This is a genomic window from Luteitalea sp., assembly GCF_044337415.1.
In the GTDB taxonomy this organism is placed as follows: Bacteria; Acidobacteriota; Vicinamibacteria; order Vicinamibacterales; family Vicinamibacteraceae; genus Luteitalea.
In genome coordinates, this window is record NZ_JBIINP010000012.1 from 20,479 (window position 1) to 33,912 (window position 13,434).

General features: G+C 71.0%; 12 protein-coding genes. 2 read left to right on the top strand and 10 right to left on the bottom strand.

Annotated elements, in window-relative coordinates; genetic code table 11:
* Positions 1–69: 69 nt before the first annotated feature.
* Both ACIRDX_RS03985 and ACIRDX_RS03990 read left to right on the top strand, forming a co-directional pair.
* Complete coding sequence (locus tag ACIRDX_RS03985; protein ID WP_396624106.1) at positions 70–795, top strand: 4'-phosphopantetheinyl transferase family protein; 726 nt, start codon at positions 70–72, stop codon at positions 793–795.
* Positions 796–870: 75 nt separating this feature from the next.
* Positions 871–1,386, top strand: a complete 516-nt coding sequence (locus ACIRDX_RS03990) for a DUF2721 domain-containing protein (protein WP_396624107.1) — start codon at positions 871–873, stop codon at positions 1,384–1,386.
* A 188-nt stretch (positions 1,387–1,574) separates the two neighbouring features.
* Here ACIRDX_RS03990 and ACIRDX_RS03995 read toward each other — a convergent pair whose 3' ends face one another.
* The 10 genes from ACIRDX_RS03995 to ACIRDX_RS04040 form a co-directional block, all read right to left on the bottom strand.
* On the bottom strand, positions 1,575–2,072 hold the full coding sequence (locus ACIRDX_RS03995) for a hypothetical protein (RefSeq protein ID WP_396624108.1): 498 nt from the start codon (positions 2,070–2,072) through the stop codon (positions 1,575–1,577).
* Positions 2,069–2,638: an RNA polymerase sigma factor gene (locus ACIRDX_RS04000; protein WP_396624109.1), complete on the bottom strand. Its 570-nt coding sequence runs from the start codon at positions 2,636–2,638 to the stop codon at positions 2,069–2,071. Before ACIRDX_RS04000 ends, ACIRDX_RS03995 begins: the two co-directional genes overlap by 4 nt.
* A 1-nt stretch (position 2,639) precedes the next feature.
* Positions 2,640–3,557 carry a hypothetical protein gene (locus ACIRDX_RS04005; protein ID WP_396624110.1) on the bottom strand — a complete coding sequence of 306 codons (918 nt, stop codon included), beginning with the start codon at positions 3,555–3,557 and terminating at the stop codon, positions 2,640–2,642.
* A gap of 92 nt (positions 3,558–3,649) precedes the next feature.
* Positions 3,650–6,670 (bottom strand): PAS domain S-box protein, encoded by a 3,021-nt coding sequence (locus ACIRDX_RS04010; protein ID WP_396624111.1) that lies wholly within the window; start codon positions 6,668–6,670, stop codon positions 3,650–3,652.
* A 108-nt stretch (positions 6,671–6,778) separates the two neighbouring features.
* Entirely contained in the window at positions 6,779–7,687 is a 909-nt protein-coding gene (locus ACIRDX_RS04015) for an aldo/keto reductase (RefSeq protein WP_396624112.1), read from the bottom strand.
* A 19-nt stretch (positions 7,688–7,706) separates the two neighbouring features.
* A complete protein-coding gene (locus ACIRDX_RS04020; protein WP_396624113.1) occupies positions 7,707–9,044 on the bottom strand; it encodes an amidohydrolase family protein in 1,338 nt (445 codons plus the stop codon).
* A 2-nt stretch (positions 9,045–9,046) separates the two neighbouring features.
* Positions 9,047–10,255 carry an FAD-dependent oxidoreductase gene (locus ACIRDX_RS04025; protein WP_396624114.1) on the bottom strand — a complete coding sequence of 403 codons (1,209 nt, stop codon included), beginning with the start codon at positions 10,253–10,255 and terminating at the stop codon, positions 9,047–9,049.
* A 178-nt stretch (positions 10,256–10,433) separates the two neighbouring features.
* Complete coding sequence (locus ACIRDX_RS04030; RefSeq protein WP_396624115.1) at positions 10,434–11,828, bottom strand: NAD(P)(+) transhydrogenase (Re/Si-specific) subunit beta; 1,395 nt, start codon at positions 11,826–11,828, stop codon at positions 10,434–10,436.
* Complete coding sequence (locus ACIRDX_RS04035; protein ID WP_396624116.1) at positions 11,825–12,112, bottom strand: NAD(P) transhydrogenase subunit alpha; 288 nt, start codon at positions 12,110–12,112, stop codon at positions 11,825–11,827. Before ACIRDX_RS04035 ends, ACIRDX_RS04030 begins: the two co-directional genes overlap by 4 nt.
* 6 nt (positions 12,113–12,118) lie before the next feature.
* Complete coding sequence (locus ACIRDX_RS04040) at positions 12,119–13,033, bottom strand: sugar phosphate isomerase/epimerase family protein (RefSeq protein ID WP_396624117.1); 915 nt, start codon at positions 13,031–13,033, stop codon at positions 12,119–12,121.
* Positions 13,034–13,434: the final 401 nt, after the last annotated feature.

Genomic DNA, 13,434 nt, shown 5'->3' on the forward strand with positions numbered 1-13,434 from the left:
GGAGTACCAACGTCAGACGTGGCGACGGTCTGACAAGTGTACCCTTGCGGGGTGCGCGCGCTGCCGCCCATGATCCACGCGACGTTCGTGCCGGGCGTGCCCGGCGCGCCCGCGTGGGCCCCACAGGTGCTCGACCCCGGCGAACACGCCCGGTGGGCGCAACTGCACGAGGCCGGCAAGCCGTTGTTCCTCGCCGCCCACGTCGGCGTGCGGATGCTCGCGTCGTACCGGCTCGCCTGGGGCGACGGCACCGCACCGTTGCCGTCGACCGCGCCCGAGCTCGAGGAATTCGGCTGGCACACGCTGCCGTCTGGAAAGCCGATGCTGACCTATCGCGACGGCCGTCCGCAGCCGCTGCACGTCAGCGTGGCCCATGGCGGCGGGTACGCGGCGGCGGCGGTCTGCGACCACGGGCCGATCGGCATCGACGTGGAGCACATCGAGCCGCGACGACGGATCCTGCCGATTGCCCAGCGCTTCTATGCCGCGGACGAGTACGCGCGGCTCGCGTCCTGCGGCGAGGACGAGCGGACCGCGCTCTTCCACCAGTGGTGGACGCGCAAGGAAGCCGTGCTGAAGGCGACGGGCGTGGGGCTGCGCGGCGGCCTCACGGTGCGCGTCGACGCCGCGCCCGATGCCGATGGCTGGCGCGAGGTGCGCCTCGACGACCATCCGGCGCCGCTCTTCGTGCGGGATCTGCGCACGCCCGACCCGAGCCTGGTGGCCGCGATCGCCATCGAGGGACAGCCCGCCGCGCTGCAGCAGGTCGGCGTCGGCGCAGTCGGGGAGGCCTGACTCCTCGTCCCAGCGCTCGGCCCTTTTCGCATGTGCCCTGCCATGAGGCATGAGGCATGACCCATGAGGCATGACATGGACCCCACCGCCGGCCTTGGCGGCCCGAATCCCTTCGCGGCACTCACGTTCATCGCCGCACCTGCGCTGCTGACCAACGCGTCGAGCCTGCTGCTGCTCGGCACCACCAACCGGCTGGCGCGGGCCGTCGACCGCGTGCGCGCGCTTGCCGTCCACATGGCAGCCGCGGAGCAGCCCGAGGGACCGCTCGCCACCCGCGAACTGGCACTCATGGCGCTGGCCGAGCAGCGTGTCCGGATCATCGTCCGCGCGATGACGGCGTTCTACCTGGCGGTTGGCAGCTTCGCGTTCGGGACGATGCTCGCACTCATCGGCGCGGCAATCGTGACGCCCGATCACGACCTGGCCCGGATGTGGGTGCTGCGCCTCACGATCGCGGCGTGCGTGATCGGCGTGCTGGCGATCATGTCGGGCGCGCTCGCCCTCGTCTTCGAGAGCCAGATCACCTTCCGTATCCTCACGGAGGAGGCCGACCTGATGCGGCAGCGCCACACCCGCAAGCCGGTGGCGTAGCCGCAGTCTGGCAATGTCGCGATGCCGCGATGCTGAATGTCGGAGGAAGTCCGGCAATTCCCGCAGCATCCGCATTCCTGCATTCCGAACCCGTGATTCCGAACGACAGGGAAGAGCTGTCCAGCACCCCTGTTCGGCGTTCGGCGTTCGGCGTTCGGCGTTCGGCGTTGAGCGTTGAGCGTCAAGCGTTAACGATCGTCGCGCGTGGCGACGTACCAGGCGACCGGAGTGGCGAGCAGCAGCGCGCCGGCCGCCAACCACAGCGCCAGGCGCAACCCGCTCGGCGACGTCGACAGCCCCTCGGCGATCAGCAGCGTCCCCTGCCCCAGGCGAACCGGCACATCGAGCCAGGTGCGCCACCACCACGCGAGCGCGCCCGCCAGCGACGCCAGCACGCCGATGGCGCTGGCGATGGCCAGGCCGGTCGCCACCGTGATTGGCCGGGCGGCCACCTGGGCCGCCTCCAGGCGGGCCCGCCGTTCGGCACGCCACCACACCACGCCGGCCGACGGCACACGCGCAGCCACCAGCGCCTCGTCGCGCTCGTCCCGCAGCACCGCCGTCAGGGCAGCCACCTCGCGGCACGACGCGCACGACGAGAGATGACTCACGACGTGCGGCGCCGGCCGCTCACCCTCGACGGCCGCGGCGACGACGAGTTCCTCGTACGCACAGGGCTGGTTCATCGCCCACCTCGCTCACGGCCCGTCCCTGGCAGCAACGCTGCCAGGCGCTGGCGTGCCCGGAACAACAGCGTCTTCACACTGCTCAGCCGCAACCCCATCGACGCGGCAATCTCCTGGTGCGACGACCCCTCGGCATACGCCAGCCACAACAGCTGCTGGTCGCGCTGGCGCAACTGCGCCATCGCCGCCCGCACCTCGCGGCCGCCATCGTCGGTCGACACGTCGGGCGGCACCGAGAGGCCTCGTTCCCCCTCGGTGTCGTGAGGCACGGTCGGTGGCGACACGCGTCGACGGCGGTCCCGCACCAGGTTCGTGGCGATGCGGTAGAGCACGTTCTTCTCGTGCGCGGGGCCCTCGTAGGTGCCCGGCGTCCGCAGGAAGCGGTAGTACGTCTCCTGCAGCAGATCGTCGGCCACGTCGGTGTCGCGCGTCAGCCGGTACAGGTACACCCACAGGGGCCGCGCCGTGCGGTCGTACAGCAGGCGGAACTCGTCCTCGCGCAGCACCAGGGCCTCGGCGGCGGTGACGGCCGGCAGTGAGAGCGCGTCGAGACGGGCATCAGTCATGTCAGGACCGGACAGAGGCGGGCGACGAGGCACGATCGCCCCCGATGAGGCCGAGATGGCGCGACAGCACGTATGCCAGGCCGGCCGACACGATGAAGCCGACGCCGGTCGCGGTCGCGAGGATGCCGAGCACGCGCAGCGGCTGTGCCGCATCGGCCGCCACGCCGCGGCTCACGGCCTGCAGCGCGATGCCGAGTGCCAGCACCACCACGCCGACCTGCAACGACCACAGGATACGACTCACCGGCGCGGCGATGGGCGACGACTGGCCGTCGAGCGCGATCGGCGCCGACTCCAGGAACCGGCGTCCCGCCGGCGACTCCATGTAGGAACGCAGTTCCTCGCTCGACGTCATCCGGTCGAGGAGCTTCGTGTGCGTCTCCACCTGGGTGCGCGACACGCGCTGCCAGCGACGGTGGTCGAGGGCGGTGCGAATCAGCCACCCGAAGCCGAGCGCCGCGCCGAGCAGGAGCGTGCCGACCGCGATCATGCTGGTGAGCTCGCGCCACATCCAGGTGGGGTCGGCGCCTGGTTCATTGCGGTACGGCTCCCCGAGAAAATAGGCGGGCGCCCGCGCGATCTCCGGATGGGCCGCCAGGTACGCCGCAAGGCGCGGGTAGGGCGCGAGGTAGTCGGCATTGCCGACCAGTGCCGGCTCGCGCTGCAACACCTCGCGCACGCTGGGCGGATGCTCCTGCAGCAGCTCGTTGAGCTCGCCGCGGATGTCGTCGGCCCGGCGCGACTCGGCGCCGGCCGTGGCGATCGCCGGCGCGGGAGCCGCAGCTGGCGCGACCTGGGGCACGGCGGCAGCGGTGGCGCGCTGGGCGCAGACCGGGGCTGGCGCCGCCGAGAGGCACAGGATCCCGAAGGCCACGCGAGACAGGACCGCGCGGAGGGGCGCGGGAAGGGGTGTGGTCATCATGCCGGGTAATACGTGTGCCCGTGCGGAAGGTTGACGGGCTGCGGGCGCGTACGCGCGGGCTCCAATGGAGGTGCTCGGGGCGGCCTGGCTCAGCCAACGGGCGCTGCGCGTACCCAGCGCTCGAGCATGGCGCGCAGTTCTGGCACCTGCACCGGCTTGCGGAGGTAGTCATCCATGCCACACGCCAGGCACCGCTCGCGGTCCCCCTCGGCGGCGGCAGCGGTCATGGCCAGGATCGGCAGACGCGGGCCCGGAAGGGCGAGCTGCCTGATCTGCCGGGTCGCCTCGAACCCGTCCATCTCGGGCATGTGGCAGTCCATGAAAAGCGCCGCATACGACGTGCCCTGGACCATCTGGACGGCTTCGCGTCCGTTCACCGCGACGTCCACGGCGTAGCCCAGCTTCTCGAGCATGCGCAGCGCGACCCGCTGGTTGACGGGGTTGTCCTCGGCCACGAGGATCCGGTGCGCCGGCGACGCCTGCGCGTAGGGCTCGGCCTCACGGAGGTCCGTCGGGAACGGATCGGGCTCGGGCGCTGCGCCGGCCGCCATGACGGCCTGGAAGGTGAACCAGAACTGCGAGCCACGCCCCACCGCGCTCGTCACGCCGATGCGCCCGCCGAGGCTCTCGACCAGCCCCTTCGAGATCGCCAGGCCCAGCCCGGTGCCACCGAAGCGCCGCGTCGTGGACGCATCGGCCTGCGTGAACTTCTCGAACAACAGGCGCTGCTTGTCGTCGGGAATGCCGATGCCCGTGTCGGTGACCGCCACCCGCAACGTCGCCCGGCCGTCGGCCACGTGATCGGCGCTCACGGCGACGGCGACCGAGCCCGCCTCGGTGAACTTGATGGCATTGCCCACGAGGTTGAAGAGCACCTGCCGCAGGCGGCCCGGGTCGGTCACGACGATGGTGGGCGTGCCCGGGGCGATGGTGGCCTCGAGCTGCAGGCCCCGGCTGTGCGCCTGCACGCCGAGCAGCGTGACCACCTCGCGCGCGATCGCGCCGACATCGCTCGACACCTGCTCGAGCACGACACGGCCGGCCTCGATCTTCGAGAAGTCGAGGATGTCGTCGATGAGCCGCAGCAACGCGTTGCCCGACCGCCCGATCATGTCCAGGTACTCCCGCTGCTCCCCGTTCAGCTCGGTGGTGGACAGCAGGTTGGTCATGCCGAGCACGCCGTTCATGGGCGTGCGCAACTCGTGGCTCATCATCGCCAGGAAGTCGCTCTTGCTGCGCGCGGCCTGCTCGGCCTGCTCGCGCGCGAACCGGAGGGTCTCCTCCGAGCCACGACGCTCGGTGATGTCGGTGCACGTGCCCACCATCCGCAGCGGCGCGCCCTCGGCAGTGTGCGACATGACGCGCCCACGCCCCAGCACCCAGCGGTACGACCCGTCTGGCATGCACGTCCGGTACTCGGAAACGTACTGTGGCCGGTGTCCCCCGAGGTGGCCGTAGAGGTCCTCGTGCGCAGTGGCGAGGTCGTCGGGATGGATCAGCGAATTCCACACGGCGTCGCTCATCGTGCCGTCGGGGCTCTCGTGGCCGAGCATCTCGAACAGACGTCGCGACCCGCGGATGACCCCCGCCTCGATGTCCCAGTCCCACACGCCGTCGTCGGTGCTGTCGATGGCGACCTTCCACCGTGTCTCGGCTTCCATCGCCGCGGCTTCCGCCCGAACGCGCTCGGAGAGGTCGACGATCACGCCCGTGATGTATCGCCCGTCGGCGCCATCGAACCACGACAGGGCGATCTCGGCCGGGAACTCCTCGCCCGACGCGCGCACGCCCCGGATCGGGGTGGGCGCGCCAGAGGAGATGCGGCCCTCGCCCGCGATGAACTTGTCGAGGCCCTCCTTGAAGCGGGCACGGTCGGCGGCAGCCACGTACTGCATGCTGCTGGCACCGACCAGCCGCGCGCGGGGCTCGCCGAACATCTCCTCGGCGGCGGCGTTGGCGTACGTGAACCGCCCCTGCGCGTCGGTGAGCACGATGGCGACGCGAGCCGACTCGGTCACGGCCAGGAACGCGCCTTCCGACCGGGTCAACGCGTCGTCCTTCTCGGCGACCAGTGCCTCGGCGGCCGTACGGACGCGGCGGTGCGCCAGCAAGAGCAGGCCGAGCGCGACGTTCACCGCGACGCTGGCCACGGCCACCGCCAGCGACATCGCCCGCTCGCCCGGCAGGTACCAGCGGGCATCGGCCACGAACTCCAGCGCCCAGGGCCGGCCCGCGGCCGAGACTGCCCGCGCATGGCTGAAGGTGGGTGAGGCAACGGCCCCGCTGGCGATGCCGTCGCGATGCAGCACACGCCCCGACTGCTGCTCGCGAACCACGAACCCGAGCCCCTGGTGCGCGGCCGGCGCCGCCGCCCCGGCGACGTCGGCGGGACGGAACACGGCGAAGACGAAGCCCACGAGCGCGCGGCGTCGCTGGTCGGCCACTTCGGGGCGCGCGCCGGCGGCATACACCGGAAGGAACTGGACGAGGGCGGCGCCCGCGTCGGGCACTGCGGCAGGAACATCGAGCAGCACCGACGCACCGGACTCGGCCGCGCGCGCCAGTGCGGGACCGAACGCGGGGTCGCCCGCGAGATCGGTCCCGGGCGCCTGGAACCGCGGCGACGACTCGGGCGCGAGATACGCGAGCGGCAGGTGATCGGTCGCGCCTGGCGCTGGAGCGACGGCCACGCCGAGGCCGTCCTCACGGAGCCGGCGATCGAACCCGGCCCAGTCCTCGTGAGCGACGCGCGGGACGAAGCCGAGGCCGAGGCTGGCCGGGGCGCTGCTGCCGAGGCCGAGGCTGTCCACGTACTCGCGCCAGCTGGCCCGCGAGATCCCCGGCGACGCGCGCACGAAGGCCGCCGCCCCGCGCAGCGCCGTGTCGTAGTCGCGGAGTCGCTGCTGGAGCAGCTCGGTGACGGCGTCGGTCGCGTACACGAAGCGCTCGTCCGCGTTCCGCCGGATGGCGCGGTCGCCGTGGTACCAGGCGCCCAGGCAGAGCACCATCGACACGCCGAGGAGGGCCCAGGGTGTCGCGCGGTGCCGCACGAAGCGGCCCACGGCATCGGGCGCGGCGGTCACGGGCGCGGAGACGGTGGGCAGGGTCATGGGCGGACGCGTGGCACGGGGGCCGGGCGCACGGGTTCCCACGCCCGGTATCGGTCCCGCGAGGCTCGACCATGAGTGTACGCGCGTCGTGCCCGCGCGGTGCCGTGATCAGCCGATGACGGCCGCCATGCGGCGGCGCAGGTCGGCGTCGGGCAGGGGGCCCGTGCCAGCCTCGGCGTTCTCGCGCATGTGCTCGGGACGACTGGTGCCCGGGATGACACAGGTCACCGACGGATGCGACACCACGTACTTGAGCAGCACCTGGGCCCACGTGCGGCAGCCGATCTCGGCCGCCCATCCCGGCAGCGGCTGTGCCTGCACCTTGCGCAGCAGGCCGCCCCCACCAAAAGGCAGGTTCACGAGCACGGCGATGCCGCGGTCGGCGGCGAGCGGCAACAGCCTTCGCTCTGCGGCCCGGTTGTCGATCGAGTAGTTCAGCTGCACGCTGTCGATCGCCTCGGAGGTCATCACGGCCTCGAGCGCCTCATGCGCGTCGTCGCGGTAGTGGGTGATGCCGAGGTGCGCGATGCGCCCCTCCTTCTTCCAGGCCCGCAGCGTCGCGAGGTGGATGCGCCAATCCACGAGGTTGTGGATCTGCATGAGCTCGAGGCGTGGGTGCTGCAGCTTGCGGATGGAGTCCTCCATCTGCCTGATGCCGGCGTCGCGCCCTTCGGTCCACACCTTGGTCGCCACGAACGCCCGTTCGTGCGCGCCCAGCGCCGTGAGCAGGTCGCCAGAGACCTCCTCCGACGAGCCGTACATCGGCGAGCTGTCGATGACGCGCCCACCCGCGTCGAAGAGCGCCTGCAGGACACCCGTGAGCTGCGCCCGCCTGGCCGCGTCGGCGCCGACGTCGAAGCCGCGCCACGTGCCGACGCCGATCACGGGCACGGCCACGCCGCTCGAGGGAATCGTCCTGGTGATCATGCGGGGCCCTTTCTGTGCGGCGGCAGACGAGCGCGCGGTCACCAGGGCCGCGGCCAGGGTCGACAGGAACTGCGCGCGAGTGCACTCCATGGACCAAGCGTACCCGCAGTCAGCGTGCCGCGAGACGCGCACCCGCGATCATCGCGTCGAGGCGCGGCCGGTCGAGCCACTGCCCCGCCGCGATCACCGCGTGCACGCGCGCCAGGGCCCGGACGTCGTCGAGCGGGTTGCCGTCGAGCAAGACGAGATCGGCCTGCGCTCCTGCGCCGACGTGGCCCATACGTGAGGCGCGTCCCAGGAACGTGGCGGGCTCCGTCGTGGCCAGCCGCAGTGCCTGCAACGGCGTGAGGCCGGCCGTGACGAGCGCCGCGAGTTCGTCGTGCAGGCCGGAACCCCAGTGGCTGAAGTCGGCGCCCGCGTCGGAGCCGGCAAGCATCAGGACACCGCGGTCGTGCAGCCGTCGGGCCAGCGCTTCCTCGTGCGCGTACTCGGTCCGCATCCTGGCGTAGCCCGCGGCGCCGAGGCGTGCGACCCGAGCGCGGCGCGTGGCCAGCCACTGCTCTCGCAGCGCACGCGGCACGGTCGCCAGTCGAGGGTCATCGACGTACGACGCCTCGTTGCTGAAGGCCCGGGCCCGTCGCACGGCAAGCGTGGGCGTCTGCCAGGTACCCCGCCGACGGAACTCGTCGATGAGCGGCTCGCAGTCGGCGACCGGCGCCGAGGTCGGGCAGAACGTCCCGAGTTCGGCCTGCATGTGCTCGATGGTGTGCATGCCGGCGCGCGCGGCCTCGCGCGCGCTCACGTCGCCCGGTACGTGGCCGCTCACACGCAGACCGGCAGACGCCGCTTCATCGACCACGGCAGCAAAAGCGGCCGCCGGCAGGAGCGTGTACACCTTCAGGAAGTCGACCCGGGCCGCGGCGAGCCGTCGCACGGCCGCCCGCCCCTCGTCGGCTGACGCGATGGCGATGGAGACCGAGGGATCGACGGGCTGCGGTCCGTCGAGGATCACCCCGGCGGCGAACAGGCGCGGCGCCAGCAGCGCACCGCGCGCCACACGGGCCCGCACGTCCTCCAGCACGGCCAGCGAGCCGCCCATGTCGCGGACGCCCGTGACGCCGTGCGCCACCAGCAGCGGCAACGCGGTGTCGATGGCCACGGGATCCCACAGGGCATGGACGTGCATGTCCCACAGGCCGGGCACCACGAAGCGCCCGCGCGCATCGATGGCGCGTGCCGTCGCTGCCGCCGACGCGACCTCGGCGTCGGGACCCGCCGCGACGATCGCATCGCCCCGCACCAGCACGGCCTGGTCGGTGCGCAGCACTCCCGCGGCGACGTCGACCACGGTGGCATGCCTGATCAGCAGCGCCGGCGTGTCGGCACGCAGTGCCAGGCCCGCGCATAGCAGGAGGCCCGCGACCCGTGTCGATGAGCGTAACCGCATGCTCACCGATGCGCGAGCCTGAACTCGGGTGCCGTCTGTCCCTGTTCGAGCACGAGCCTGGCGACGTACTCGCCGAGCGCGGGCCCCATCTTGAAGCCGTGGCCCGATCCGCCGCCGACGATCCACGCGTTGGCGGCACGGGGATGACGGTCGATCAGGAAGTGCGAGTCCGACGTGAGCTCGTACTGGCACACCTCGGACCCGAGCAGGGGCGCATCGGCGAGCGCCGGGAAGCGTCGGCGCAGGAACGCGCGGGCTTCGGCCAGCATCTCCGGCGTGTGCGCACGGTCGCCGTGCGTGGGGTCGAACGTGGCCCCGTACGAGTCGTCGGCCACCTTGAACCCGCGATGGGCGTTGCCCGGGATGCCGTAGTAGAGCCGCGCGCCGTAGTCGAGCCACACCGGCATGCCCGGCGGCAACCAGCGGGTGTCGCCGGCCGGCGTGCCGAAGTAGAACGACTCCTGCCGCGAGGGACGGACGCGGGTGCCGACGACGTCTGGCAGCACGGTGCCGAGCCACGGGCCGCAGGCGAAGACGAACCGATCGGCCTGCAACGTCTCGCCGCCCGCGAGCGTGAGGCTGCTGATCGGGGTGTCGGCCGACACCGGGGGTACGGCGCCGACGACGTAACGGCCGCCTTCCGCGATCAACGTCTCGACCACGTGCTCGCAGGCGCGACGCGCCAGCGCATAGCCGGCCTCGGGCTCCCAGAGCACGCGCGTGACGCCCTCGAAGGCCATGTGCGGCCAGCGGGCGCGTGCCTGCGCCGGATCGAGCCACTCGATCGGCAGGCCCGCCGCGCGCATCGGCGCCACCGACGACTCGCCGAACGACTCGTCGCCGCTGAAGATCCAGATCGCGCCGGTCTTGTGGAAGAAGTGGCGCCCCGCCTGGGCGTCGTGCGCCTGCCACAGGCGCATCGCCCGCGCCGCCATCGTGGTGTAGATCGCGCGGTCGCCGTAGGTGCCGCGGATGACGCGGGTCTCGCCGCTGGAGCTGGCACGCGCATGGCCGGGACCCCAGGCGTCCACGAGCGTCACGTCGGCGCCGGCGCGACGCAGCATCAGGGCGGTCCAGCCGCCGAAGGCCCCGGCGCCCACCACCACGACGCGCGGACCGGCGCCACGCAACACGGCGGGCGAGCCGGACGCGGCCAGCGGTGCGGCCATGGAGAGCGCGATCAGGTCTCGGCGTGACACGGGAATGGGCATGGCCCCCATTCTGAACGAATCGGGAATCGGGGGTCGGGGGTCGGGAGTCGGGAGTCGGGAGTCGGGAATGGAAAGGGGCGCCCCCTTTGCGGAAGGCGCCCCTGAATCAGGCGTGAGCCGTGAGCCGTCAGCCCTGCACTCCGAGCCTCGAGCCCTGAGCCTTGAGCCCTGTGCCTGCCTAGTGCATCCCGCTCTCGCCGGCCAGCGCCTTGGCGATGTCGCCCATCACGACCTTCGAGTCGCCGAAGACCATGAGGGTGTTGGGCGCGTAGTACAGCTCGTTCTCGATGCCCGCGAAGCCCGGGTTCATCGAGCGCTTGTTGGCGAGCACGGTGCGGGCCTTGTCGGCGTCGATGATGGGCATGCCGTAGATCGGGCTGCTCTTGTCGTGCCGCGCGGCCGGGTTGACGACGTCGTTGGCGCCGAGGATGACGCAGACGTCCACCTGGCTCATCTCGGGGTTGATGTCGTCCATCTCGACGAGGCGGTCGTAGGGGATCTCGGCCTCGGCCAGCAGCACGTTCATGTGACCGGGCATGCGGCCGGCCACGGGGTGGACGGCGAACTTCACGTCGACGCCCTTCTTCGTGAGGGCCTCGTACACGTCGCGCACGCGGTGCTGCGCCTGGGCGACGGCCATGCCGTACCCCGGCACGATCACCACGCGGTCGGCGTTCTCGAGGATCTGCGCCGCGTCCTCGATCGTGGCCGACTTGGCCACCTTCTGCTCGCCAGCGGCCGCGGCCGCCTGCACCTGGCCGAAGGCGCCGAACAGCACGTTGGTGAACGAGCGGTTCATCGCGCGGCACATGATGATCGAGAGGATCAGGCCCGACGACCCGTCGAGCGCGCCGGCGACGATGAGGAGCTTGTTCTCGAGCACGAAGCCCATCGCGACGGCGGCGAGACCGGCGTACGAGTTGAGCAGCGAGATCACGGTGGGCATGTCGGCGCCGCCGATCGGCATCACGAGCATCACGCCGAAGAGGAGCGACAGGACGATGAGCACCGGGAAGAGGAACGTCCACGCCGGGTTGACGACCAGCAGGATGCCGATGAGCACGCCGGCGCCGATGAGCGAGAAGTTCACGAAGTTCTGGCCCGGGTAGGTCACCGGGCGCGTCGGCAGCACTTCCTGCAGCTTGCCGGCGGCCACCAGGCTGCCCGTGCAGGTCATCAGGCCGAGCGCCACCTCGAACACGATCGCGCCGGTGCGGAACGCCGTGAGGTCGCCCTCGTGCATGAAGAGGTAGAACTTGCCGATGCCGACCAGGCCGGCGGCCAGGCCGCCGAAGGCGTGCGACAGCGCGGTCCGCTGCGGCACGGCCGTGAGCGGGACCCACGACAGCGGCACGCCGACGATGGTGCCGAGCACGACCGCGACGCCGATCCAGATGTAGCCGTTGACGGTGATGTCGGTGCGCAACAGCGTGCCGACCACCGCGAGCGCCATGGCGGCGACGCCGGCGAAGACGCCGTTGCGGGCCGTCTTCGGGTCGCTCATCCACTTGAGCGAGAAGATGAACAGCGCCGCAGAGACGAGATAGACGACGTCGATGGTCTGCGGACTCACTTGCCACCGTCCTTCGTCTTGAACATCTTCAGCATGCGGTCCGTGATGAGGAAGCCGCTGATGATGTTCGTCGTCGAGGCGAACACGGCGACGGCGCCGAGGATGGTGCTCAGGCGGTCGTGCTGCGGGCCGGCCAGGATGATGGCGCCCACGATCGCGATGGCGGAGATCGCGTTGGTGAGGGACATGAGCGGCGTGTGGAGCAGCCGCGAGACGCGCCGGATGACGTCCATACCGATGAACGTCGCCAGCATGAACACGAACAGGGCGGTGATGAAGTCCATGGGTCCTCAGGCCTTTTGGATGGCGTCGCGCAGGGTGGCGAGGTGCTGCGGGATGGCTTCGTACGGATCGGGCGCGGACTCGTACTCGAGCACGACGTAGCCGCGGTAGCCCGCGTCCTTCAGCAGCTTCACGAAGCGCGGCACGTCGGTGGGGACCTTCTGCTTGACGGGGCCGGTGTCGACCTTGAGCTGCACGTTGACCGCGTAGGGCACGATCTTCTGCAGTTGCGGGTAGACGTCGGTGTCGTCGACGTTGCCGGAGTCGAGGTTCACGCCGAACCAGGGCGAGTCGATCTCCTTGAGCGCCGGCAGCATCCGGTCGATCTTGGTCAGGTAGTCGTGGTTCTCGAGGCCGAGGATGACGCCGTGCTTCTCGGCGAACACGAGCGCCTTCTTGAGGTTCTTGATGCCGTTGGCGATGCCCTGCTCCTCGGACATCCCCTTGGGCGGCACGCCGCTGAACACGCGCACGACCGGGGCGCCGAGCACCGCGTAGTGGCCGAGCCACGTGTCGGTGTGGTCGAGCCACTTCTTCAGCTCGGGGTCCTCGTCGGGCAGCGTGAAGTTGTTGCGGATGGCGCCACCGCAGATGTCGAGCCCGTTGACGTGGCAGCGGCGCTTCACCTCGTTCAGGTACGCGCGGTCGAACGTCGCGGGGAAGAAGTAGGACGTCAGCTCCACGGCATCCACGCCCAGGGTCGCGGCGTAGTCGATGAAGCCGAGCAGGTCCATCTGCCCCTTCGTGCCGGGCTTGGCCGTCAGGTACTGCCGCATCGAGTAGGCGGCCAGTCCCACGCGGAGCTGGCTCTTGCCAACGCGGCGGATCGGGGCAGCGCCGGAGGGCGCGACGGTGAAGGTCGAGGCCACGGCCGCCGAGGCCGTTGCCGAGAGGAACGCGCGTCGATTCAGGGGCATGGGCATGGAGTCGTGCAGAGTGTATCCCCGTTGCCGGATTCGCGGCACACGGGAAACGCAACCCTGACGCATGCGCCGCCGCGGTGTCGGACTGGTCCTACAGGGAACACATCAGCGCAAGGGACAAGGGACAGGTACGCGAGTCACAAGGGAGTCAAGGGACGAGGGACAAGGCGGTCAGGGACAAGGGACACGGACTGCCAGGTCACGGGCGAGGCGGGGCAGCATCCGAGCAAGGGACAAGGGACAGGTACGCGAGTCACAAGGGAGTCAAGGGACGAGGGACGAGTACGCAAGTCACAAGGGCGGCGAGGGACCAGGGACAAGGCGGTCAGGGACAAGGGACACGGACTGCCAGGTCACGGGCGAGGCGGGGCAGCATCCGCGCAAGGGACAAGGGACAGGTA